The organism is Paraburkholderia silviterrae, from assembly GCF_004353915.1.
Classification (GTDB): domain Bacteria; phylum Pseudomonadota; class Gammaproteobacteria; order Burkholderiales; family Burkholderiaceae; genus Paraburkholderia; species Paraburkholderia silviterrae.
In genome coordinates this window covers 594,832-619,089 of sequence record NZ_SMRP01000001.1, presented here as the reverse complement: position 1 = coordinate 619,089, position 24,258 = coordinate 594,832, and the positions used below count along the sequence as shown (strand labels likewise).

Below are 24,258 nucleotides of genomic sequence, written 5' to 3'. Positions count from 1 at the left end.
CGCCATGGCCGTCATTCGCGCATTGTTTGTTTATCCGGTGAAGTCCTGCGGCGCCATCGCGCTCGAGCGCGCGCAGATCGAGACGACGGGGCTGCCATGGGACCGCCACTGGATGGTGGTCGACGCATCGGGCCGCTTTGTCTCGCAGCGCGAAATCGCGGCGATGGCGCGCATCGTGCCCGCGTTCGTCGAGGGCGGCGTGCGCCTCACGATGACGGGTCCCGACGCGCCGGTCGATTCGCCGCTGTTCTTGCCGTTCACGCCGCGTGGCAATGAAGCCCGCGTGCAGGCCACGGTCTGGAAGGACACGTTCGAAGCACTCGACGAAGGCGATGAAGCCGCGCAGTGGTTTTCCCGGGCGCTCGGCGTGCCCGTGCGGCTCGTGCGTTTCGCGCAGGACGTCACGCGTCTCGCGAGCAAGACGTGGACGAACGACGAGGACGTGCCCACGCAATTCGCCGATGGCTTTCCGCTGCTCGTCACGAGCGAGTCGTCGCTGGCAGACCTGAACGCGCGCCTGGCGGCGAAGGGCGCGCCGCCCGTGCCGATGAGCCGCTTTCGCCCCAACATCGTCGTGGACGGCGCGGATGCGTTCGACGAAGACTTCATCGACACGCTTTCGATTGCCGGCGAAGCCGGCTCGCACGAGGTGGTGCTGCGATTCGCCAAGCCTTGCGCGCGCTGCCCGATCACGACGATCGATCAGCTCACGGGCGAGCGCGATGGTGAGTGGCCCGACGAGCCGCTCGACACGCTCGCGGTGTTCCGTGCCGATCCACGCGTGGACGGGGGGCTCACGTTCGGCCAGAACGCGATGGTCGTGGCGGGCGCGGGCGAGCGTCTCGCGGTGGGCGCACAGGCCCAGTGGGAATACCGCTTCGAGGAGTGAGGGCGCGGCGCTTGCCCGCGCGATAGAGGGGGCTTCCCAGGGCCTGTTATTGGCCTGGGCGGGCCCCTAGTGCGCTGGCAGCGCGCGCCACTGCCCAGGCGCGAGCCCGAAACGCCGCGTGAAAGCGTGCGTGAAAGCGCTCTGGTCGCCGAAGCCCACATCGAGGGCGATCTGCGTGAGCGAGAGACGCGGGTCCGCGAGCAGCGTGAGCGAGGTGTCGAGGCGCAGGCGCTGCAGATAGCGATGCGGCGTCTCGCCGAACGCTTCGATAAAGAGCTGATGAAAGCGCCGCATGCCGAAGCCGCAATGCGCGGCCAGATCGGCGATGCGCAGCGGCTCTGCCAGATGCGCGCGCAGCCAGCGGTCGATGCGGGCGAAGTCGAGGCCCGCCGCGGCCTCGAATGCGCTATCGCCGGCGAGGCCCGCTTGCGCGAGCACGGCCGCGCACAGTTGTGTCGAGGCGTCCCAATGAAAGCGCCGCGCGCGCATCGAGCCGGTGCTTTCGTTCGCGCTGGCGGACTGTGCGGCGCGCTGTGCGATCTCGCGCACAAGTTGCGTGAGCGCAGGGTCGATGCGCACGGCGCGCGCCGTGTCGAAGAGCCGCTCGGGCACCGCGAGCGCGGCGGCGGGCAAGTCCAGCACGAGCTGGCGGTTCTCGCCGATGCCCGCATAGTCGTGCCGCGCGCCGGCCGGAATCAGCCAGGCGGAACGCTGGTCGATGCGCTCGCCGACACCGTCCACCGTCATCACCATCTCGCCGTCGAGCCCGAGCACGATCTGGTGAAAATCGTGCAGATCGGTTTCCTCGATTGCGCCATAGCAGCGCAATGCGACGCCGGGCGCGTTGACGGGAGAGGAGTGCGGGGAATTCATGGCGAACGATGCCTGCGAGACGAAGCGGCGCGATGCAGCGCGCGAGCGCAGCGATGCTTAGACGTCGAGCAGTTCCACTTCGAACACGAGCGTGGCGTTCGGCGGAATCACGCCGCCCGCGCCGCGCACGCCATAGCCGAGTTGCGGCGGGATCGTGAGCTTGCGCACGCCGCCGACCTTCATGCCCTGCACGCCTTCGTCCCAGCCCTTGATGACCATGCCGCCGCCTAGCACGAAGGCGAACGGATCGTTGCGGTCCTTGCTCGAATCGAACTTCTGGCCGTCCGTCAGCCAGCCGGTGTAGTGCACGCTGACGGTCTGGCCGGCCTTCGCCTCGGCGCCGGTGCCTTCGGTCAGGTCCTCGTACTTGAGGCCGGATGCGGTGGTCACGATAGACATGGAACACTCCTGAATCGGAAAAGGGAAAAGCGCTATTGTAGGCGCTTTGCAGGCCGCGCGAGGCGCGCAGGCGGTGTGCGTTTCTGCCGGTACGGCGTCCCGAAGTGGGCCTGCCTCGTGCCCGCCGTGTGCTCACATGCACCGGTACCGCGCGGGCACGGCGCATGCGCGCGCATCGGCGTCCGGCGGCGCGAGCCGGGGCGAACTGGCGCGCGGCGCGCATTGCGGCCGCCGCAACGTCGCTGCAACTTCGCCGCTATTCGCGCCGCTGCCTATAATGGGGCCGGCCCGCCCCAGGCGGGCGAAAGAAGAGGAATTCGATGGCGTCCACATCACCCACCCCGACCGAGCGCACGGCACGCCTGTGTGCCGAAACCGCGCTGTTCATGCGCGACCATGTGCTCTCGCGCGTGTCGCACGACTTGCGCAGTCCACTGAACGCAATTCATAGCTGGGCCTACGTGCTCGAGCGCAAGATCGATAGCGCCGACGCCGCCGCGCAGCGCGCGCTCGCGGGCATCCGCACGGGCGTCGAGCAGCAGGTGCATCTGCTCGAAACGCTCGTCGATACGACGCGCGCCGAGACGCGCAAGCTGCACATCGAGCGCGCGCCGTTCGCGCTCGATGCGCTCATCGACGAGACCGTGGACGAAGCGCGCCGCGCGCTCGCCGACGCGCGCGGTGTGAGCGTCGGCGTGCAGGGCACCCCCACCGGCGCGACGCTCGATGCTGCACGCGAGCGTATCGGGCAGGCGCTCTGGCTCATGCTGGCATTCGCGACGGAGGCTAGCGCTGCGGGCACGATGGTCTCGCTCGACGTGAGCACCACGGCCACGGCCGCTCAATTCGAAGTGCATTGGCAGGCGAGCCGCGAAGCGCTCGCCGACGAGGCGCTGGCGCACCTGCTCGAACCGTTCGCCCGTGCACAGGCGTGCGAGCCGCAGGAGGCGGGCCGCTGCGCGTGGGTGCTCGCGTTGTGCCAACGCGTGGCCGAGGCGCACGGCGGGCGCTTCGAGGCGCGGCCGCTCGTGGAGGGCGAGGCCGCTTCGCTCATGCTTAGCGTGCCGATTGGCGGGATCTGAGCGGCATCCGAGCGGCACCTGAGCGGTACTTGGGCGCGGCACCTGAGCGGCACCTCAGCGGCACTTGGATGGCGTCTGCGCGGCGCCCGAGCAGCATCGGCGGCGTGCGCGCGTTGGGGGCCGTGTGTGAGCATCGGCCCCAGCATCGGCCTCGTAACGCAAGCGGGCCGCGCGCGCAACGCGCGCAGCCCCTGCGTGGCGGCAACCGCTCCGGCCCATCCACGTCTTACGAGATTCTTTCACCCTTATACTGAGCGCTTCGTTTTCTCCGGAGCCCCCTCTCTTGATTCAGGTTATCGCTCTCGCCGGCGCGCTGTTGCTCGTTGCCCTCAACGGTTTCTTCGTCGCCGCGGAGTTCGGTCTCGTCAAGCTGCGCGCGACGCGCGTGCAAAGCCTGGCGACGCAGCACGGCTTGCGCGGGCGTCTGCTCGGCAAGGTCCATGGCCAGCTCGACGCCTATCTTTCCGCGTGCCAACTCGGCATCACGCTCGCTTCGCTCGGCCTCGGCTGGATCGGCGAGCCGGCCTTCGCACAGTTGCTCGAGCCGGTCTTCGATCTCGCGGGCGTGCGCTCGCCGGAGCTGATCCACGGCATCTCGCTCGTGTTCGCCTTCACCGCGATTTCGTTCCTCCATATCGTGGTGGGGGAGCTCGCGCCCAAGTCGCTCGCGATTCGCGAAGCCGAGAAGATCTCGCTCTGGGCCGCCGCGCCGCTGTACGGCTTCTACTGGACGATGTACCCCTTCATTTGGGCGCTCAACTCGAGCGCGAATGCCGTGCTGCGGCTGGCCGGCCTCTCGGCGGATCACGGCACCGAGGCGCATTACTCGACCGACGAGCTCAAGCTGATCCTGCGCAGCCGCCGCGCCGCGGCCGAAGCCCAGGCGCAGGCCGAGGCACGCGCGCAAGCCGACGCGCGCGCGCTCGCGTACGGCCACGCGGCGGCGGGCGGCGTGACGCGCGCCAACGGCTCGGCCAGCTCCGCGGCAAAGGCGAAGCGCGCCAGGCGCACGGCGAGTACCGCAAGCAGCGCAGGCACTGGAAGCCCTGGCAGCACGTATAGCCCCGACGAATGGAACGCACTCGCGCATTCGCTGGACTTCTCACGCTTGACCGTCTCGGACCTCATGCGCCCGGCGCACGAGATGGTGGGCCTGCGCCGCGACCTGTCGCTCGCCGAGAATATGCAGATCGTCGCGCGGCATCGCTTCAGCCGCTATCCGCTGTTCGAGGACGCCTCGGGCGAGCGCGTGGCGGGTCTCATTCACCTGAAGGATCTGCTGCTCGCGCGCGAGGCGGGCCACGCGCTCGACGACCTCGGCAAGTTCGTGCGCCCCGTGCAGTACGTGAAGCCCGAGGCGCCCGCGCTCGCGCTGTTCCGGCGCTTTCGCAAGGGGGCGCCGCACTTCGCGCTGGTCGGGCGCAAGGGCTTGCGGCCGGGCGGCTTCCTCACGCTCGACAATCTGCTCGGTGCGCTGGTGGGCCAGATCCACGACGAATTTCATCAGGCCGATACCGACTGGACCCGCATGGACGACGGCACGCTCATGGGGCGTGGCAGCCTGCCGGTGGTGTCGCTGGAGCAGGCGCTCGGCATCGATATCGACGAAGGGCGCGCGGAGTCGGTGGGCGGCCTCGTGATTCATGCGCTCAACGACCTGCCTGCGGAAGGGCAGCGCGTCGAGTTCGACCGTTTCGACATCGTCGTGAAGAAGATGAAGGGACCGCGCATCGTGCTCGTGCGCGTGTATCCGAAGGATCTGGATGACGACCACGGTTGAGGCCGCTTGAAATCGCTTGAGATCGCTGAAATCGCTTGAAATCAGACGATATCGGTTGATCTTGCTTGATACCGGACCCAGGTGCGCTCCGGTGGGCGCATTTCAGGCTGGCGTGAGATTCGACAGCACTGCAACAGGCAGCGCGCCCAGCACGTCACGCAAAGACAGCACGTTGTCCTGATCGTGCCGCGTTGCGGCGCGCTTTGCATCGCTCAGCCAGTCGTGCAGATCCGCGGCCGGGTACCCCTTCGGCAACACGACCGCCGTATCGTCCCAGCGCGTGGGCTCGACGAGCGGCAAATCGCCTTCCAGCAGCGCCATCGCATGCCGCGTGCCAATCACGACAGCCCATGTATCGCCGTGGCGGCGCGCGAAAGCAAGCGCGTGGACGGCCTGCGCGCCGCGCACTTCCAGCGGCCAGTACTCGCCCTCGCGCAGCAGTTCCGGCGCGCGAGCGCGCAGCGCGAGCAGGCGCGCAACGGTGGCCTGCTTCACGTGCGCGTCGCGCCAGTGTGCAAGCTTGGCGGCGGGCGTGCCTTGATCGAGCGCCGCCGCGCGCAAGGCGAAATCCACGGGCCTGCGGTTGTCGGGATCGACGAGGCTGAAGTCCCAGAGCTCCGTGCCCTGATAGAGATCGGGCACGCCGGGCGAGGTGAGGCGCAGCACGGTCTGCAGCAGCGTATTGACGGCGCCGGCCGGCGCGATGCGCGCCACAAAGGTGGCGAGTGCATGCAGAAACCCGTCGCGTCTCTGCGGCGCGAGAATGTCGAAGACAAATGCCTGGCAGTCCGATTCGTAGGCTTCATTCGGCACGAGCCAGTTCGTGCGCAGCTTTGCCTCGCGCAGCGCCTTCAATTGCCATTGCGCGATCCGCTCGGCAAGCTCGCGCACGCGCGCCTGGTCGCCGGCGTCGAGCTCGGGCGGCCAGCAGCCCACGAGCGTTTGATAGAGCATCGCCTCGGCGGCCGGGCCGGGCGCCCATTCCCCTGCCACGGTCCCCGACGATGTCGACGACGGCGTAGCGTCGTTGCGCCGGTGCGGCTGGTTCAGCGTCGACCACGCGCGCAGCGTTGCGCTCCACTCGGGGGCGATTTCGCTGAGCACCGCGAGCCGCGCCCGCACGTCTTCGCCGCGTTTGTGGTCGTGCGTGGCCGTGGCGAGCATGGCATACGGGAAACGGCGCTGGCGCAGCACGTTGCCCGCATGGAATTCGTCGACGCCGCGCGAGAAGTCGTCCGGGTCCGCGCCCACTTCGTTGCGCGAAAGCAGCCGGCCGTAACGGTAGAGCGCCGTGTCCTCGGTCGCCTTCGCCGCGAGCGGCGCAGTGAGCTGCGAGAAGAGCGTGAGTGCCGTGCGCTGCGCGATGAGCGCGTGGCTCAGGGCGACGGCGGGTGGATTTTGCACGGCGGGCTTTGATGACGTGCTCGTGCCATTCCCGGTGCCGGGTTGTGCGCCGGCGTTCGCGCTTGCCTGTGGCGCGCGCGCGGGCTTCGCGTCGTTGCCGTTGTCGGCATCCGGTGCACGCGCGCCGAGCCACGCATCGACCTGATCGAGCGCGGCAAGGCTCGCGCGCGGCAGCGCCTGGCGAGCCGCTTGCAGCGCACGATCGAACCAGGGGTTGTCCTCTGGGCCACGCAGACCATTGACCGGATAGATGCGATACACGGGAAAGTGCATCGCCAACTGCGCCACCACGCGGTGCACGCTCGCGTAGGTGAAATCGCGCGTGACGGGCTGCTCGCGGGCAATGCGGTGCAGCGCGCGCGCCGCGTGATCGAGCTCCGCCGCGAGATACGCGGCCAGCACCTCGCGGCGCGCGTCGAGCGCCATGCGCGCGAAGGGCAGGTCCTGCCCCGAGATCGCGGCCCAGCTCTCGGCGAGCGGCGCGGCGCCAGCGGGGTCGTGCAGCAGCGCGCCCACGTCGTTCATGAAGTCGTAGCCGGTCGTGCCTTGCACGGGCCAGTCTTCGCGCAACGGCTCGCCGTGCGCGAGAATCTTCTCGACGACGATGTATGGTAGTTGCGCGCGCAACGAAACGAGCCGCTGGCGCAGTCGCTCGCAATACTCGCGCGGGTCGGCGAGTCCGTCGATGTGATCGATGCGCAGACCGTCGATCACGCCCTCGGCGTAGAGGCGGAACACGAGCTTGTGCACCGCCTCGAATACGTCGTGGCGTTCCACGCGCACGCCCGCGAGCGCGCTCACGTCGAAGAAGCGCCGCCAGTTCACTTCGTCCGTGGCGGTGCGCCACCACGCAAGGCGGAAGTGCTGGCGATCAAGAAGACGATGCAGGCGCTCGCGCGCGTCGGGATTGGCGCCGGACCAGGACTGCAGGGCGGATTCGATCGCACCGGTGCCCTCGCGCTCCACAAAGGCGCGCAGCGCATCGCGTGCGCTGGCGGCGCGCGCCTGGTCGTCGGGCTGCGTGGTGAGGCCCTGGAACGGCGCGGCGAGCGCGTCGAGATCCGCATGGCTGGCCGACTGCAGCAGCGTCGCATAATCGGTCGGGCAGATCGGGCAGACGTGCGGACCGTACTGCACGAAGAAGCGCGCGAGCGCCGCGTCGAACTTCAGCGCGAGGCGGCCCGCCGCGAGCTCCTCGCCGTATTGCGCGCCGAGGAACGGCATCAGCACCTTGCCGCGCAGCACCGGGTCCGGCGAGTGCCAGTCCACGTCGAAGTGGCGCGCGAAAGCGCTGTGGCGCCCCCATTCGAGAATATCGAGCCACCACGCGTTGTGTGCGCCGCCCACGCCCATGTGGTTGGGCACGAGATCCACGACGAGGCCCATGCCGCGCGCATGCAGCGCGTCGGCGAGGCGCCGCAGCGCGGCTTCGCCGCCGCGCTCTTCGCTTACCGTGCCGTAGTCGACCGTGTCGTAGCCGTGCATCGAGCCGGGTTGCGCGGTCGTGATGGGCGAGAGGTAGAGATGGCTCACGCCGAGCGCGGCGAAATAGTCGAGCTGCGCCAGCGCGTCGTCGAACGTGAAGCCCTGATGAAGCTGCAAACGCAGCGTGGCGCGCGGGAGGGTCATGGCATGGACCGAAGCGGGGACGCGGCGGGCGCGGCCAGCGCGCCGCCAGGGCTCGCGGGGCCGCCGGCGCCACCCGGGTGACCGGAGCGGCTGGCGGCAACACCGCCTGCTTCACTGCCTGCTTGCCCCCCTGCTTGAGCTCCTGTTTGATCGCCCGCTTCACCGGCCATCGCGCGCGCCCGCACGACGGTCCCGATGCGCGCGGCGAAGGCGGGATCGGCGAACAGGGCGTCGACGGGCAGCGGCAGGCGCTGGCGCCAGTTCGGGTGCTCGTCGATCGAGCCCGGCAGGTTCGGTTGATCGGCGAGGCCGAGCAGGTCTTCGAGCGGGCAGGTCACGAGCGGGCTCGCACTCGCGGCCACGTAGCCGAGCGCGCCTTCCACCGGCGCGTTTTCGGGCGGCGGCTCGGCGGCATCGCGCGGCGCGAAGCCGGTGTCCTGCAGCGCGAGCCAGAGCGCTGCGCGGTCGGCGGCGCGCTGGGTGTGCTCGAGCGCGACGGGGTCGCGCCCGTCCGCGCGCGCCAGCGTCTGCCCGATGCGGTTGCGCCAGTCGATGTCGGAGCCGCGCCACCAGCCCGCGACGGTCGGCAGATCGTGCGTCGTGGTGGTGGCCACACAGTTCCGGTCGTAGTGCGCAGGCGCGAGGAACGCGCCTTCCTTGCGCTCGAACCACAGCACGCGGATGCCGTAGAGGCCGTGTGCGGCAAGCCGCTCGCGCAAGCCCGGCGGCACGGTGCCGAGGTCCTCGCCGATCACGATGGCGCGGTGCCGCCACGATTCGAGCGCGATGAGGCGCACGAGATCGTCGAACGGGTAGCGCAGATACGCGCCGTGTTTCGCGCTTTCGCCTTCGGGCACGAGCCACAGGCGCCGCAGGCCGAGGATGTGGTCGATGCGCACGCCGCCCGCATGCGCGAACGCGGCGCGCAGCATGTCGATGAACGCGCGAAACCCGGTGTTGTGCATCGCGCGCGGCGAAAAGGTGGTGAGGCCCCAGCTTTGTCCGGCCTGGTTGAAGAGGTCGGGCGGCGCGCCCACCGAGACGCGTTGCAGCATGTCGTCGGGCTGCGCCCATGCCTGCGAGCCCGCGCCGTCACAGCCCACGGCGAGATCCGCGACGAGGCCGACTGTCATGCCGGCCTCGCGCGCCTCGCGTTGCGCGCGCGAGAGGCCCTCGGCCGCGAGCCATTGCAGGAAGCGGTGGAAGTCCACTTCGCGCCGGTGCGCGCTGGCGAAGCTCGCGACGTCCGCGCTGCGCGGGTCGCGCAAGGGCGCGGGCCAGTCCTGCCAGTGGCGCGCGCCGCCGGGCGCCTGGAGCATGGCCGCCTGGAGCGCCTCGAAGCGCGCGTGGTCTTCGAGCGCCTCGCCGCCGCGCGCGCAGAACGCGTCGAACGCCGCGGCGCGCGGCGAGTGGCTCGTGCGCTCGGTGCTGTCGAAGCGATCGAAGAGCACGCGCAGCACCGCGAGCTTGAGCCGCACCGCGCGCGGCCAGTCGATGAGCGGCAACGCTTCGAGCTCGCGCGACGTGTCGACGGCCTGCGCCGCGACGCAGGCCTCGTGCGCGGCCTGCGCGCCGAACACGGCGGCCGGATCGATGTGCGCGACGTTGAGCCAGAGCCGCGAAGAGGGCGAGTACGGACTGAAGTGGCCCGGCTCGGCGCTGAACATCGCATGCGTGGGGCTGACCGCGAGCGCTTGTGCGCCGTGCCGCGCGCTCTGAGTGGCAAGCGTGGCCAGCGCGCTGTAGTCGCCAATGCCGCCGTCTCCATTGCGTCGGAGTCCATACAATTGGGCGGCGCTGCCCCAGAGCGGCGGCACGCGGGAACCTGAGCCGCCCGGGCCGGATGCGTTGCCGTGCCGGGCGCGCCATGCGTCCTCGAGGGTGTGGCAGCGCGGTGGCGCGACGGCGATCGTCAGGCGGTGATCGTGGACGGTGAGCGTGTGATAGCCGGGCTCGGAGAGCGGCGCGAGCAGCGCGGGAGCGTCGCGCGGCGCGGTGAAGCGGCCCTCGATGTGCTCGCCGTTCTCGAGATCGATGCGATAGTGGCTGCCCGTGCGCACCGCCGAAGACGGCAGCTCGATCGCGCTCTCGTATTCGGCGGTGATGAGCGGCGGCAGCCGGCGCGAGGACTGCTCCGCGTTCAGTGTCGAGGCGCTGTGCCGCAACTGGGTCGCGTTCGCGCAGGGCAGGCCCGCGCATTCGAGCAACGCGGCGAGCGTGTGGTCGGGCACGCGCTGCACGGCGCCGCGCGCATCGGTCCACTCGACTTCGAAGCCGGCGCGTTGCGCGAGGCCCGCGAGCGTCTCGCTGCGGCGCGCGGTGCTCATGCGAGCGGCTCCTCGCGCTGCATCACGCGTGCGTCGTGATGCAGCGCGTACTCGGGCACCGCGCCGGTGAGCCACGCCACGCAGGCGCTTTCGGGCAGCACGCCGTTGTCGGTGTAATCGCGTGCGCGCTCGGGCGTTTCGAAGACAACCATGCCTTTGGGTTGCGCATCGAGCCGCACGCCATCGGGGCCCAGGTTCAGCGCGATCGTCCAGGTCTCGCCGTCGGCGAGGCGCCAGCGCGCGACGAGCGCATTCACGCTGTTGCCGGCGTCGTCGGCGAGCACGGTCGCGCCGAGCGGCCGCGCATCGCGCAAGCGCGGCATCAGCAGACGCGCGCGCACCGTGAGCGCGGACTTGTAGAAGTGCATCCATGCGCGCCGTTCTTCGTCGAGCGGTGCGTCCGCCGGCGGCGACGAATTCACGAACGTCTGCAAGTCGTTCGGATCGGGAATCTGCGCGCGCTTGGCGGGTTCGTGAAACGCGCTGAAGGCCGCGAATTCTTTGCGGCGGCCTTCACGCACCGCTTCGGCCAACTCGCTTTCGAAGGCGGTGAAGAACTGGAATGGCTGCGTCGAGCCGTATTCCTCCTCCATGAACAGCAGCGGAATCTGCGGCGAGAGCAACAGCAGCGCCGTGGCCGCGCGCAAGGCGCCGTCGTCGCTCAAGGCGCGCAGGCGCTCGCCTAGCGCGCGGTTGCCGATCTGGTCGTGGTTCTGCAGAAACATCACGAACGAGGTGGGCGGCAGATGCGCGCTCGGCTCGCCGCGCGGCTCGCCCGCATGCACGGGCGAGGGGTCGCCCTGGTACGCGAAGCCTTCGCCGAGCACGCGCGCGAGCTGGTGGATGGGCGCTTCGGCGAAGGCGCGGTAATAACCCTCCGATTCGCCGGTCAGCATGACGTGCAGCGCATGATGCGCGTCGTCGTTCCATTGCGCGTCGAAGTGCGTCTCCAGCAGATTCGCTTCGTTGTGCTCGTTTTCCAGCACGAGATGCACGTGGCGGTCCGGCTCCACGCGCGCATGCACATGATCGGCAAGTTCGCGCAGCCACTCGGGATTGTCGATTGCATGCGCGGCGTCGATGCGCAGGCCGTCGAAGCGGTATTCGGTGAGCCAGTAGAGCGCATTGTCGCTGTAGAAGTCGCGCACCTCGGGGCGCGCGAAATCGAGCGCGTCGCCCCAGGGCGTGCGCTTGCCCGCCTTGAAGAACGGCTTCGCGTAGTGGCCGAGCCAGTTGCCGTCCGGGCCGAAGTGGTTGTAGACCACGTCGAGAAACATCTGCAGGCCCAGGCCATGCGCCGCATCGACGAGCGCCTTGAGCTCGTCGGGCGTGCCGTAGGCCGCGTGCGGCGCATAGGGCAGCACCACGTCGTAACCCCAGCCGCGCTCGCCCGGGTAGTCGTTCAGGGGCATCAGCTCGATGGCAGTGATGCCGATGTCGGCGAGCGCGGGCAGGCGCTTCATGACGCCGCGATAGCCGCCCAGCGCGCCCACGTGCAACTCGTAGAGCACCGTGTTTTCCCACGGGCGCCCCTGCCAGTGCGCATGCTGCCAGGCGTAGCCGCGCGCGTCGAGCACCTCGCTCGGCCCGTGCACGCCCTGGGGTTGAAAACGCGAAGCGGGGTCGGGAACGAGTTGCCCGTTGTCGATGCGATAGCGGTACAGCGTGCCCGAGCTGCATGGCGCCTGGGCCTCATACCAGCCGTTGCCCGTGGGCGTCATGTCCAGCGGCGCGCAGGCGTCGTTTTCGAACACCACTTGCACGGCGTCGCACGAGGGCGCCCAGAATCGAAAGCGCGTGTGCGGCTGCGCGTGCGCGGCGCCCGTCAACTGCGCGCCGAAAGGAAGGCAATGCATGTAGTGGCGGACGTGCGGATCATGCGTAAGCGTGGCCATGGCCGGTTCCTGGAGTCCTGTTCAGCGGTCGTTTTCTGCGCCTTTGTCGGCGTTTGCTTGCGCTGCGCCCGGCTGGCGAGGGTCGGGCGGCGGCGTCTCGCCGCCTTGCGGCGCGTCATTCGCCTCATTGCTTGCCGCGCCGGGAGGCGGTACGTGCGCGGCGGCAGGCTCGCCGTGGCGCGCGGGCTTCGCGCCCAATACCACGAGCGCGTGCGCGGCGACTTCCAGCTTCACGTCGGGCAATGCGTGCGGCGGTTCCTCGGGATGCGCGCTGTCGAGCAGCACGGACCACGCGAGGTGCGGCGCGGCAGCGGTGAACGCCACCGCGTGCGCGGAAGCGTTCAGCATCATCAACAATACTTCGATTTCGCCGTCGAGTCCCGGCCCCGCGCGCCGCACCGCGAACGCGCGCGCCTCGGGGTCCTGCCACGCTTCGGGCGATAGCGGCTCGCCTTGCTCGTCGAACCAGTCGATGTCGTGTACGCCCGGCAGCACGTCGCGGTCGCCGAACAGAAAATGCGTCTGCCGCAGCACGGGGTGGTCCCGGCGCAGCGCGATCGCGCGCGCGACGAATGCGGTCATCGCCTCGCCTTGCGGCGTTGCGGCAAGCGTCCAGTCGAGCCACGAAATCTCGTTGTCCTGGCAGTAGGCGTTGTTGTTGCCGAGCTGCGTGCGGCCGGCTTCGTCGCCGGCGAGCAGCATGGGCGTGCCGAGCGCGACGAACAGCGTGGCGAGCATCGAGCGCGCGACGCGCGCGCGTGTGTCGAGAATCGACGGATCGTCGGTCTGACCTTCCACGCCCCAGTTCGCGCTCCAGTTCTCGTTATGGCCGTCGTGGTTGTCTTCGCCATTCGCTTCGTTATGCTTATGGTCGTACGAAACCAGATCGGCGAGCGTGAAACCGTCGTGCGAGGTCACGAAATTCAGCGAGGCCCAGGGGCGGCGCGTGCGCTTGTCGAAGAGATCGGCGGAGCCCGTGAGGCGCGCGGCGAGATCGGCGCGCTGGCCCGGGTCGCCGCGCCAGTAGCGCCGCACGCTGTCGCGAAAGCGGTCGTTCCATTCGGCGAAGCCCGGCGGATGATTGCCGAGCTGATAGCCGCCCGGCCCCACGTCCCACGGCTCGGAGATCAGCTTGACCTGCGAGAGCACGGGGTCCTGGCGCAGCACGTCGAAAAAGCCGCTCGCCGAATCGAAGCCATGCGCCTCGCGGCCGAGCGTGACGCCGAGATCGAAGCGAAAGCCGTCGATGCCGTACGAGGTGACCCAGTAGCGCAGCGAGTCGGCCACCATCTGCAGCACGCGCGGATGCGCGAGATTGAGCGTGTTGCCGCAGCCGGTGTCGTTGATCAGGTAGCGCTCGTCGCCGGGCACGCAGCGGTAGTAGCTCGCGTTGTCGAGCCCGCGCCACGAGACTGTTGGCCCGACTTCGCCGCCTTCGCAGGTGTGGTTGTAGACCACGTCGAGGAACACCTCGATGCCGGCCGCGTGAAGCTGGCGCACGGCGATGCGCATTTCGTCGGGGTCGTGGCCCGAGAGATACGACGGCTCGGGCGCGAAGTAGGCTGCCGGGTTGTAGCCCCAGTAGTTGCGCAGGCCGCGCTCGAAGAGAAAGCGTTCCGTGAGCAGGGCCTGCATGGGCAGCAGCTCCACGGCGCTCACGCCCAGCTTGTGCAGATGGTCGATGAAGCGCGGCGCGGCGAGCGCCGCGAAGGTGCCGCGCGTGTGCGAGCGCAGGTCGTGGCGCATCATCGAGATGCCACGCAGATGCGTTTCGTAGATGACGGTCTTGCCCCACGGCGTGTTGGGACGCACGTCGCGCGACCAGTCGAAGGCGTCGTGGCTGACCACGGCCTTGGGCATGGCGGGCGCCGAGTCGCGGCGGTCCAGCGAGAGGTCGCCGCGGCTCGAATGCACGCGGTAGCCGTAGAGCGTCTCGGACCAGCGGAACTGCCCGATGAGCCGCTTCGCGTAGGGGTCGAGCAGCAGCTTGTGCGGGTTGAAGCGATGGCCGTGATGCGGCTGGTAGGGGCCGTGGGCGCGCAGCCCGTAGACCGTGCCGGGGTGCGCGCCCGGCAAATAGCCGTGCCAGACTTCGTCGGTGCATTCGGGCAGCGTGTAGCGTGTGCGTTCCTTGCGCCCGGTCGGGTCGAACAGGCAAAGCTCGATGCGCCAGGCGTGCGCCGAGAACACCGCGAAGTTCGTGCCGAGCCCGTCCCACGTCGCGCCAAGCGGGTAGGGCGTGCCGGGCAGCAGCCGCTCGTGCTGGCCGTTAGCCATGTCGATGCTCCTTTTCGTGATTCTTGTATTGCATCGGATTCCTGATGGTTTGCTGGCGCAATCATTTCATCAGCGGCGCAGGCGCAGTATCAGCGTGCCGAGCGGCGGCAGCACGAACGCCGCCGATTGCGGCTTGCCATGGCTTTGCACGGGTTCCGTGCACACGAGGCCCCCGTTGCCCATGTTCGAGCCGCCGTAGATCTCGGCGTCGGTGTTCAGCGCTTCCTCCCACTGGCCCGGTTGCGGCATGCCGATCCGGTAGCCTTGGCGCGGCACCGGCGTGAAATTGCACACCACCACGATCTCGCGGCCCGAGCCGTCCACGCGCCGCCACGCGAGCACGCTGTTTTCGGCGTCGTCGGAGATGAGCCATTCGAAGCCGCCCGGCTCCGTGTCGAGCGTGTAGAGCGCGCTCTCGCCCGCGTAGAGCCGGTTCAGGTCGCGCACCAGCGTTTGCACGCCGCGATGCAGCGGGTCGTCGAGCAGGTCCCAGTGCGGCGTGCCGTCGTGGTCGAACTCCGCCATCTGCCCGAACTCGCCGCCCATGAAGAGCAGCTTCTTGCCCGGATGCGCCCACATGAAGCCGAAGTACGCGCGCAGGTTCGCAAAGCGCTGCCAGCGGTCGCCCGGCATCTTGCCGAGCAGCGACCCCTTGCCGTGCACGACTTCGTCGTGCGAGAGCGGCAGCACGAAGCGCTCGGACCACGCGTAGACCATCGCGAAGGTCATCTCGTGATGGTGATAGCGGCGGTGGATGGGGTCTTCTTGCATGAAGCGCAGCGTGTCGTGCATCCAGCCCATGTTCCACTTGAACTGGAAGCCGAGGCCGCCGTCCTCGGGGCGCGCGGTGACGCCGGGCCAGGCCGTCGATTCCTCGGCGATGGTGATCACGCCGGGGCGCTGCGGCACGTATTGCGCTTCGTGATTGAGGCGCTTGAGGAACGCGATCGATTCGAGATTCTCGCGTCCGCCGTAGATGTTCGGCACCCATTCGCCTTGCGCGCGCGAGTAGTCGCGATAGAGCATCGAGGCCACGGCGTCCACGCGCAGGCCGTCGACGTGATAGCGCATCAGCCATGCGAGCCCCGAGGCGATCAGGAACGCGCTCACCTCGCGGCGCCCGAGGTTGTAGATCATCGTGTTCCAGTCGGGGTGATAGCCCTCGCGCGGGTCCGTGTGCTCGTAGAGCGCGGTGCCGTCGAAGTCGATGAGGCCGTGCGCGTCGTTCGGGAAATGTGCAGGCACCCAGTCGAGGATCACGCCGAGTCCAGCCTCGTGCGCGCGGTCCACGAAGGCCGCGAAATCGAGCGGGGAGCCCAGACGCGCCGTGGGCGCGAATTGCGAAAGCGGCTGATAGCCCCACGAGCCGCCGAACGGGTGCTCGGATATGGGCAACAGCTCGAGGTGCGTGAAGCCCATGCCCTGCGCGTAGGGGATCAGGCGCTCGGCAAGCGCCTGCCAGTCGGGCGCGGGGGCGTCCGCGCCGTGCGTGGGGAGCCACGAAGGCGCGTGCACTTCATAGATCGACATGGCCGCGCGCGCATTCTGCTTTTGCGCGCGCGACTGCAGCCATTCGCCGTCGTGCCAGGCGAAGTCATCGAGCGCCTCCACAGGCGCGACCACCGAAGCGGTGGCGGGCGGCGCTTCGGTCTGGAACGCGCACGGATCGGCCTTCAGGGGCAGCACTTCGCCTCGTGCGCCGAGAATCTCGTACTTGTAGCGCGCGCCTGCGGCCACGCGCGGAATGAAGAGCTCCCAAACACCCGCCTCGTGGCGCAGCCGCATGGGATGGCGGCGGCCGTCCCATGAATTGAAGTCGCCCACCACCGAGACGCGCCGTGCATTCGGCGCCCACAGCGCAAACAGCACGCCGGGCACGCCTTCGCAGGTAAGCGGCCGCGCGCCGAGGCATTCGAGCACGGCGTAGGGGTCGCCGTCGGCGAGCCGGTGCAGCGCGTCCGGGGAAAGCTGCGGGCCGAATGCGTAGGGATCCTCTATTTCCTGCGTGACGCCGTGCCAGTCGATGTCGAGCCGGTACGGCACACCTTCCGCGAGCGGCCCGGCGAAGAGCCCCGCGGGATGCACGAGCGTGAGCTCGGCGAGCGTATGTGCGCGGTCGCGCGCGAGCACGCGGACCTGCGTGGCGTTCGGCAGCCACGCGCGCACGTACGGTGCGCCGTCGACCCAGTGCAGCCCGAGCACCGCGAACGGATCGGCGTGCCGCCCATGGAGGAGCGCATCGATATCGTCTTGATGCAGGGCGGCGTCGGGGGAGCGTTCAGCCATGTCCGCTTCCTCCCGTATGCGGATGCGCGTGCGTTTGCGTGGGGGTGAGACCGAGCATGCGGCTCGCAAGCGCGGCCAGTCCGCGGATCGGCAGGTGGAGCCAGCTGGGCCGGTTGGCGGCCTCATAACGGATTTCGTAGGCCGCCTTCTCGACCAGGAACAGGTCGAGCAGCGCCTGCTCGTGGGTGGCGCTCACGAGCGAGAGCGGAGCTTGGGAGACGGCCGCACGATACTGGCTCAGGAAGGTCTCGGCGGCATGGCCGCGAAAACGTTCGAACAGCGCATGCTTGCGCTCGGTGATCTGCTGCGGCGCGCTTTCCGTGCTCGATTGCGCCGCTGCGCCCGCATAGGAGAGCGAGCGCAGCAGGCCCGCAACGTCGCGCAGCGAGCATTGCTTCGCACGCCGATATTCGAGCGATCGTGCGGGCTCGCCTTCGAAGTCGATCAGCCAGGCGTCGCCGTTGGCAACGAGCACCTGGCCCAGATGAAAATCGCCGTGAATGCGGATGCGCAACGTCGATGCGTCGAGCGGCACGAGTTCGTCGACCTTCGCCATCAGCAAGTCGCGACGCTCGACCAGGCTGCGTGCGAGCTCGCGTGCGTCGTCGTCGAGCGTGTGAGCGTTCTCGCCCGCGTGCTGCGCCACGATGTCGAGTGCTTCGGCCAGCATCGTCTTCGTATCGACGATCCATTGGCCGACATCGTCACGCGTCGCGGGTTCGGGCGCGAAGGCCGGGTCGTCGGTCGGTGTGGAGAGTGCGGCATGCAGCTCGCCCAGACGTTTGCCGATCGCGCCGATCACCGACGCGTAGTTCTGCATGACTTCTTCTTCGTGCGCCTGGTCGCCGGTGTCGCCGTCGTCGGCGGCGAGCGCCAGTTCGTCGACCGTGCGGCGCAGATAGTCGAGCGCCCAGTCCCACGCGTTGCCCTGATTGTCGATATAGCCTTGCAGGATCGCGAGCGTATGCGGCACGCCCTGCGGATCCACGCGCACCACTTCGCCATAGAGCGGCGCGGTGTTCGCGTAGCCGAGCTTCGTCAGGTAGCGGCTCATTTCCGCCTCGGGATGCACGCCCGCAATCAGGCGGCGCACCAGCTTGAGCACGATCGTCTCCGCCACGATGAGCGAGCTGTTGCTCTGCTCCGCGGCGAGCCAGCGGACCTCGGGCTCATCGCCCAGTTCGATCCCGGCGAGGCGCTCGGTGGGCTCGAAGCGGATCGTGCTGCCTTGCACCGTGGGCACGGCCGCACGCTCGCGCAGCTTGCGCAGCATGCCGTAGGCGAACCACGGCAGCGAGAACGCGTCGGTGAGGTAGCCGATCGTGCGCCCGCGCCGCACGCGCGAGAGCGCGAGCTGGATGTGCAGCGGCGTGGTGGTGTCCGCGCCCCAGGTGATGGCGATGGGCAGCACATAGCGCTCGCTGGTGCCGTCGGCGAGCTCGGCCTCGAGCTCGGTGAACGCGAAGCCCGCGCCGTGAATGGTCGTGAGCGCGGCGAGCTTCACGCTGCGCAATGCCTTGTCCTTCGAGGCGAACCAGCGCCGCCGCGAGAGCCACGAGGGCAGCACTTCGGATTCGAGCAGGCGCACGTTCTCGGGCGTGGCGCCGGTCTGGCCTTCGCGGATCACGACGGTCACGAATTCGGGCAGTTGCTCGGAGGTCGGCTGGCTCCACGAGGGGCGCTCGTTGCCCGGGCACAGCAGGAACCACAGAAAGCCGTACGGCGGGAAGGTGAGCAGATAAGGCAACTGGCCAATGGGCGGGAACACCGAGTCGGCGGTCATCTCCACGGGCGCCGTGCCCACGAATTCGGAGAGATCGAGCTCGACGGCCTGCGGCGCGCGCGAGAGATTCGCCACGCACAGGATCGCGGGCTCGCCCGGCATCTCGCGCAGATACGCAAGGATCTTGCGATTGGCGGGCCGCAAAAAGCGGATCGAGCCGCGCCCGAAGGCCTGCTTTGCGCGGCGCGTGGCGAGCATGCGGCGCGTCCAGTTGAGCAGCGAATGCGGGTCGCGCGTCTGTGCTTCCACGTTGATGGCGTCGTAGCCGTAGAGCGAGCCCATCAGCGGCGGCAGCACCAGCTGCTCGGGGTCGGCGCGCGAGAAGCCGCCGTTGCGGTCGGACGACCATTGCATCGGCGTGCGCACGCCGTCGCGGTCGCCCAGGTGGATGTTGTCGCCCATGCCGAGCTCGTCGCCGTAATAGATCACGGGCGTGCCCGGCATCGAGAGCAGCAGCGAATTGATGAGCTCGATGCGGCGGCGGTCGCGTTCCATGAGGGGCGCGAGGCGCCTGCGGATGCCGAGATTCAGGCGCGCGCGCCGGTCGCTCGCATAGGTGTTCCAGAGATAATCCCGTTCGGAGTCCGTAACCATTTCGAGCGTGAGCTCGTCATGATTGCGCAGGAAGACCGCCCATTGGCAGCTTGGCAGCAGATCCGGCGTCTGCTTCATGATGTCGATGATCGGGAAACGGTCCTCGCTCGCGATCGCCATGTAGAGGCGCGGCATCAGCGGAAAGTGGAACGCCATGTGACACTCGTCTTCCTGACCGAAGTACTCCTGCACGTCCTCGGGCCACTGGTTCGCTTCGGCCAGCAGCATGCGGTTCGGATAATGCTCGTCGATGGTCGCGCGGATCTGCTTGAGGATCGCATGCGTCTCGGGCAGGTTCTCGTTATTGGTGCCTTCTCGCTCGACGAGGTAGGGCACCGCGTCCAGGCGCAGCCCGTCGATGCCCATGTCGAGCCAGAAGCGCATCACGTGCAGCACTTCGCGCAGCACGGCGGGGTTGTCGAAATTGAGGTCGGGCTGGTGCGAATAGAAGCGGTGCCAGTAGTAGGCGCCCGCGACGGGGTCGTGCGTCCAGTTCGACGGCTCGGTGTCGATGAAGATGATGCGCGTTCCCTGGTACTTCTGATCGGTTTCCGACCACACGTAGTAGTTGCGGTGGTTGGAGCCGGGCTTCGCACGCCGCGCGCGCTGGAACCAGGGGTGCTGGTCCGACGTGTGATTGATGACGAGCTCGGTAATCACGCGGATGCCGCGGGCGTGCGCTTCCTGGATGAAGCGGCGCACGTCGGCGAGCTGACCGTAGTCGGGGTGCACGTTGCGGTAATCGGCGATGTCGTAGCCGTCGTCGCGGCGCGGCGAGGGATAGAACGGCAGCAGCCAGACCGCTGTCACGCCGAGTGCGGCGATGTAGTCGAGTTTCGCGAGCAGGCCCGGGAAGTCGCCCACGCCGTCGTTGTTCGAGTCGTAGAACGACTTCACGTGCACCTGATAGATGACCGCGTCCTTGTACCAGAGCGGATCGTCGGAAAGCAGCGAGGGTTTGCCGCGCCTTTGCGTGCCATGCCGTTCGTGCTCCGCAAGGGCGTCGGTGTCCTCCGCGGTCGGGTCGTGCGTGACGGGTGCTTCGGCCTGCGGCGGCGTCTCATGGGAGGCGGGATCGCGTTTCATGTCGCTCCTCCGGGCGGGAAGTCCTCGTCCAGTTCGGGGTGGCCTTCGACATGCAGCTCGTCGGCCGTTTCGGGTGGTGGGGCCTCGCGCGGCAGGCCGTCGATGGGCGCGATGCGCCAGATTGCGAACGGCCGCGCGTGCGGATCGAGCCGCACGTGCTGCCAGCGGCCTTGCCATTCGAAGCGCTCGCCGGTCATTTCGTCGACTACGGCAAGGCGCGCGTGGTCATCGATCTGCCAGTGCTGGAAGGTCGCCCACGAAAGCTCGAAGTCGGCGCCTTGCTCGGCGAACGGGTCGAGATTGATCGCCACGACCACGACGTTGTCACGCGCGGGCGTGGCCTTCTCGAAGCACAGGATGGCTTCGCTGTGCGCGGGCAGGAAGGTGATGCCCAGATGCGTCTGCAGCGCGGGATTCGCGCGGCGGATGCGGTTGAGCGCCGCGATTTCCGGCACGATGTTGCCGGGTCGTTCCCAGTCCCAGGCGCGCAGTTGATACTTTTCGGAGTCCAGATATTCTTCGCTGTTGGGCAGGGCGCGCGCTTCACACAGTTCGAAGCCGCTGTAGACGCCCCACAGACCGGAGAGCAGCGCCGCGAGCGCCGCGCGGATCAGGTGGCTCGAACGCGCGCCGCCTTGCAGATAGCGCGGATTGATATCGGGCGTATTGACGAAGAAGTTGGGCCGATAGAAGTCGCGCACCGCAGTCTGCGTGAGCTCGGTGAGGTAGTCGATGAAGTCGCGCTTGGACTCGCGCCAGGTGAAATACGTATACGACTGCGAGAAGCCGAGCTTGGCGAGCCGGTACATCAGGCGCGGGCGCGTGAAGGCCTCGGAGAGGAAGATCACGTCGGGGTGCCGCGCACGCACGTCGCCGATCATCCACTCCCAGAACGGCAGCGGCTTCGTGTGCGGATTGTCGACGCGGAAGATGCGCACGCCGTGGCCCACCCAGAACAGGATCGCGTCGCGCAGCGCGAGCCACAGGCCGGGCTTCGAATCGTGCGCGTAGAACTCGGGGTTGACGATGTCCTGGTACTTCTTGGGCGGATTCTCCGCGTAGCGCAGCGTGCCGTCGGGCCGCCACGCGAACCAGCCCGGATGCGCCTTGAGCCACGGATGATCGGGCGAGCATTGGATCGCGAAATCGAGCGCAATTTCGAGGCCGTTTTCGTGCGCGGCCACCACCATGCGGCGAAAGTCGTCGAGCGTGCCGAGCTGCGGATGCACGGCGGTATGGCCGCCTTCGGCCCCGCCGATCGCGTAGGGGCTGCCCACATCGCCGGGCTGCGCGTTGAGCGCATTGTTGCGACCCTTGCGGTTGGCAAGCCCGATCGGATGAATGGGCGGGAAGTACAGCACGTCGAAGCCCATGTCGCGGATGCGCGGCATCTTGGCGATCACGTCGTCGAAGGTGCCGTGGCGCGATTCGTCATCGCCCATCGAGCGCGGGAAGATCTCGTACCAGCTCGCGAAGCGCGCGGCGCTGCGCTCGGCGTCCACGCGCTGCACCCGGTTGTCGCGCGCGAGAAACGGGCGATGACGCGCGGCGCGCACGGCGGCGGCCGTGGCGGGGGCGGCGAGCAGCGCGCAACGCGTTTCGGTGTCGGCCGTCACGAAGCGCTTCACGAGCGCATCGAGCCCCTCGTGCGCGCCGCGCGTGCGCGCATGCCCACCGGATGGGTTCTCGTATTCGTCCGCGTCCGACGTTTCGGCCGTGGCGAGCACGAGCGCGAGCAGGCGGCTCGCTTCTTCGAGCTCGAGATCGACCGGCTGATGCGCCGCGCGCTTCTTCTGCAGGTGATCGACGAGCGAGGCGAAGTCGTCGCGCCAGGCGATCACGATGAACTCGTGGCGGCCCACGCGCTCGAGCGGAAAGTGGCCGCTCCACAGGTCGGTGCCGGCGGGCTGCATCGGCGTCATCGGCGCTTCGTGCCATGCGGTCTCGTCGCTGGCGCGCCAGAGGAAGGCGGCGTCGATGCGGTCGTGACCATCGGCGAAGATCGCGGCGCGCACTTCGCAGCGCTCGCCCACCACGCGCTTCACGACGAAGCGCCCATGATCGACCGAGGGCGACACGCTTTCGATGGCGATGCGCGGCGCGGCGATGGCTTCGAGCACGCTCTTGTGGCCGCTCGTGGGCGACTTCGCGAGGTCCTCGGGCGGCGCGAGCGTGACCATCGGACTCGCGAGCGCGCTGAAGATCCAGCACGCGCCCGCAGGCAGCGTGAAGGTCTCGGGCACGGCGCTCGCGTCGTGAGGCGCGGGGGCGGCTGGGTCGCGCGCGCCGCGCAGCGTCTGCGCGTCGAGCGGCGCGAAGCGCGTGAAGCCGCCCGGCACGCCATCGAGCAGACGCGCCATGTTCACGCGCACAGGCGCGGCGAGCGAGGGGTTGACGAGCGTGAGCAGCGCTTCGCCGGACTCGCGCAGGTCGGCGCTATCGCCGCGCAGCAGCGCGGCTATGGGCGCGCCGGGGCCGTTGAGCGCGCGCAGCTCGCCGTTGGTCTGCAGCGTCCACGTCTCGCGCTGCAAGGCGTTGGCGTGCGCGATATCGGAGGAGAGGTCGAACGGCGCGCGGGCTTTCGCGGCTTCCCACGTATGCGCGCCAGGCGTTTGTCCGCCATGGCGCTCGCCATACTGGCCGCAGCCCGGCGCGGCATGGTGGATCGCTTCGTCCATGCCGTATTCGAAACCCATCGGCACGAGCCAGCCGGTGCCGAGCGCCGTCGCCGCGCGCAGCATGCGCCGATAGGCGCGCTCGACGGCGCGCATGTCAACCATCGTGCCGGCGCTCTCCAGGTCGTGGGCGAGGCGCGGACCATAGGGCGCCTCGGGAAACGCAATGGGCGAGCCCACGCGGCGCATGACGGCGTGCTCGTCGATGAGCCAGCTCGACGAAAAGTCCCACCAGCGCAAGGACGTGAAGGCGGCGTCGAAGCCTGCGTCCTCGAGTTGTGCGAGGTCCTCGCGCGCGAGGCCTGGCGTGGCCGCGAGCCAGCGCGTTTGCGGATGGCTCGCACGCACCGCGTCGAAGATCGCGCGCAGCACGTTCGCCGGCACGCGATGCGGCGAGTCGATGCGAAAGCCGCCGATGCCCGCATCGGCAAGACGGCTTGCGAGCTGTGTCCACCACACCGCGAGTGGCGCGCCCGCGCGCGCGAAGTCGGCATAGGCGACGTTCGCGTCGCGATGGCCGTGACGCGGATCGAGCCGCGCATCCTCGGGCTCGAACGGATGGAACCATTCGGGATGCCCGGCGTGGAGCAAGCCGTGCGCGGCGGTGCGGTCGAGCGTGAGGTCCGCGAGCAGCGTGACGCCGCGCGTGCGCGCGGCGGCCACGAGCAGGCGCAACGCCTCGTCCACGCTTTCCTGCGTGCCGAAGGCGGGATGCAAGCGGGTGTGATCGGCGACGATGCGGTCGTCGCCCGAAGCGCCGGGCGTCGTGGCGCCTGGCGCGAACAAGCCGCCGATCAGGACATGGTCGAAGCCGAGCGACGCCGCATGCGCGAAATGCGCGGGCCACGCGTCGAGCGATCCGACGAGTACGGAATGAACGAAATAGATCCGCGGCGCATAGGCGTTGGGAGCTTGCATCGGTCGTATTCCAGATTCGTCGGGCGACGTGGATGCAGGGCCGATGTAACACCGGATGCGATCACGTTGCCCGTGGGCTGCCCAAGCGGGCCGCGCAAGCAATACGAGCGGCGCGCCCTGTTCAGAGTAGTGCAATAGCCGGCCGGAACCAAACCGGAAGCCGCGCAGGCGACACGTGGCGTCCAGGCATGGAGAGGGTCAGCAAGGCATGTGCCCGAGGCCGGCGCACGAGGGCGCCTGGTTGCGTCCGGTTGCGTCCGGTTGCGTCCGGGCGTGCCGGGTTGCCCGGCGTGGCGCACGATGGCGCCTGGTAGCGGCTGTTCGCGCGTGTTGACGCGGGTTCGCGTGGATCGGCGCGCGC

The 24,258-nt window shown here is 68.8% G+C and carries 12 protein-coding genes; 3 read left to right on the top strand and 9 right to left on the bottom strand.

Annotated features, from left to right (window positions below; all coding sequences use genetic code 11):
• Positions 1–4 precede the first annotated feature (4 nt).
• Positions 5–889 (top strand): MOSC domain-containing protein, encoded by an 885-nt coding sequence (locus EYW47_RS02685; protein ID WP_133193322.1) that lies wholly within the window; start codon positions 5–7, stop codon positions 887–889.
• Between the two features lie 66 nt (positions 890–955).
• Here the strand turns inward: EYW47_RS02685 and EYW47_RS02680 are convergent, their stop codons facing one another.
• Positions 956–1,762 (bottom strand): AraC family transcriptional regulator, encoded by an 807-nt coding sequence (locus EYW47_RS02680; RefSeq protein ID WP_133193321.1) that lies wholly within the window; start codon positions 1,760–1,762, stop codon positions 956–958.
• A gap of 57 nt (positions 1,763–1,819) precedes the next feature.
• A complete protein-coding gene (locus EYW47_RS02675) occupies positions 1,820–2,161 on the bottom strand; it encodes an FKBP-type peptidyl-prolyl cis-trans isomerase (RefSeq protein WP_028219545.1) in 342 nt (113 codons plus the stop codon).
• Between the two features lie 320 nt (positions 2,162–2,481).
• Between EYW47_RS02675 and EYW47_RS02670 the strand changes: the two genes are divergently transcribed.
• Positions 2,482–3,243, top strand: a complete 762-nt coding sequence (locus EYW47_RS02670; RefSeq protein ID WP_133193320.1) for a sensor histidine kinase — start codon at positions 2,482–2,484, stop codon at positions 3,241–3,243.
• Positions 3,244–3,526: 283 nt separating this feature from the next.
• Positions 3,527–5,023: a hemolysin family protein gene (locus EYW47_RS02665; RefSeq protein ID WP_133193319.1), complete on the top strand. Its 1,497-nt coding sequence runs from the start codon at positions 3,527–3,529 to the stop codon at positions 5,021–5,023.
• 102 nt (positions 5,024–5,125) lie between these two features.
• Here the strand turns inward: EYW47_RS02665 and treY are convergent, their stop codons facing one another.
• The 7 genes from treY to EYW47_RS02630 form a co-directional block, all read right to left on the bottom strand.
• Complete coding sequence (treY, locus tag EYW47_RS02660; RefSeq protein WP_133193318.1) at positions 5,126–8,056, bottom strand: malto-oligosyltrehalose synthase; 2,931 nt, start codon at positions 8,054–8,056, stop codon at positions 5,126–5,128.
• Positions 8,053–10,383 (bottom strand): 4-alpha-glucanotransferase, encoded by a 2,331-nt coding sequence (gene malQ, locus EYW47_RS02655; protein WP_133193317.1) that lies wholly within the window; start codon positions 10,381–10,383, stop codon positions 8,053–8,055. The genes treY and malQ overlap by 4 nt, the downstream gene beginning before the upstream one ends.
• Positions 10,380–12,278, bottom strand: coding sequence for a malto-oligosyltrehalose trehalohydrolase (gene treZ / locus EYW47_RS02650; protein WP_133193316.1), 1,899 nt, complete (start codon positions 12,276–12,278; stop codon positions 10,380–10,382). The genes malQ and treZ overlap by 4 nt, the downstream gene beginning before the upstream one ends.
• 21 nt (positions 12,279–12,299) lie before the next feature.
• Positions 12,300–14,555: a glycogen debranching protein GlgX gene (gene glgX / locus EYW47_RS02645; protein ID WP_133193315.1), complete on the bottom strand. Its 2,256-nt coding sequence runs from the start codon at positions 14,553–14,555 to the stop codon at positions 12,300–12,302.
• 69 nt (positions 14,556–14,624) lie between these two features.
• Positions 14,625–16,841: a 1,4-alpha-glucan branching protein GlgB gene (gene glgB, locus EYW47_RS02640; protein ID WP_133193314.1), complete on the bottom strand. Its 2,217-nt coding sequence runs from the start codon at positions 16,839–16,841 to the stop codon at positions 14,625–14,627.
• Positions 16,834–20,304 (bottom strand): maltose alpha-D-glucosyltransferase, encoded by a 3,471-nt coding sequence (gene treS / locus EYW47_RS02635; RefSeq protein WP_133193313.1) that lies wholly within the window; start codon positions 20,302–20,304, stop codon positions 16,834–16,836. The genes glgB and treS overlap by 8 nt, the downstream gene beginning before the upstream one ends.
• Positions 20,301–23,897: a maltotransferase domain-containing protein gene (locus tag EYW47_RS02630; RefSeq protein ID WP_133193312.1), complete on the bottom strand. Its 3,597-nt coding sequence runs from the start codon at positions 23,895–23,897 to the stop codon at positions 20,301–20,303. The genes treS and EYW47_RS02630 overlap by 4 nt, the downstream gene beginning before the upstream one ends.
• Between the last annotated feature and the right edge of the window lie 361 nt (positions 23,898–24,258).

What these genes read in the sequence shown, in the direction of transcription:
- EYW47_RS02685 (WP_133193322.1), top strand. Translation starts at nt 5, where the DNA reads ATGGCCGTCATTCGCGCATTGTTTGTTTATCCGGTGAAGTCCTGCGGC.
- EYW47_RS02680 (WP_133193321.1), bottom strand. Translation starts at nt 1,762, where the DNA reads ATGAATTCCCCGCACTCCTCTCCCGTCAACGCGCCCGGCGTCGCATTG.
- EYW47_RS02675 (WP_028219545.1), bottom strand. Translation starts at nt 2,161, where the DNA reads ATGTCTATCGTGACCACCGCATCCGGCCTCAAGTACGAGGACCTGACC.
- EYW47_RS02670 (WP_133193320.1), top strand. Translation starts at nt 2,482, where the DNA reads ATGGCGTCCACATCACCCACCCCGACCGAGCGCACGGCACGCCTGTGT.
- treY (WP_133193318.1), bottom strand. Translation starts at nt 8,056, where the DNA reads ATGACCCTCCCGCGCGCCACGCTGCGTTTGCAGCTTCATCAGGGCTTC.
- malQ (WP_133193317.1), bottom strand. Translation starts at nt 10,383, where the DNA reads ATGAGCACCGCGCGCCGCAGCGAGACGCTCGCGGGCCTCGCGCAACGC.
- treZ (WP_133193316.1), bottom strand. Translation starts at nt 12,278, where the DNA reads ATGGCCACGCTTACGCATGATCCGCACGTCCGCCACTACATGCATTGC.
- glgX (WP_133193315.1), bottom strand. Translation starts at nt 14,555, where the DNA reads ATGGCTAACGGCCAGCACGAGCGGCTGCTGCCCGGCACGCCCTACCCG.
- glgB (WP_133193314.1), bottom strand. Translation starts at nt 16,841, where the DNA reads ATGGCTGAACGCTCCCCCGACGCCGCCCTGCATCAAGACGATATCGAT.
- treS (WP_133193313.1), bottom strand. Translation starts at nt 20,304, where the DNA reads ATGAAACGCGATCCCGCCTCCCATGAGACGCCGCCGCAGGCCGAAGCA.
- EYW47_RS02630 (WP_133193312.1), bottom strand. Translation starts at nt 23,897, where the DNA reads ATGCAAGCTCCCAACGCCTATGCGCCGCGGATCTATTTCGTTCATTCC.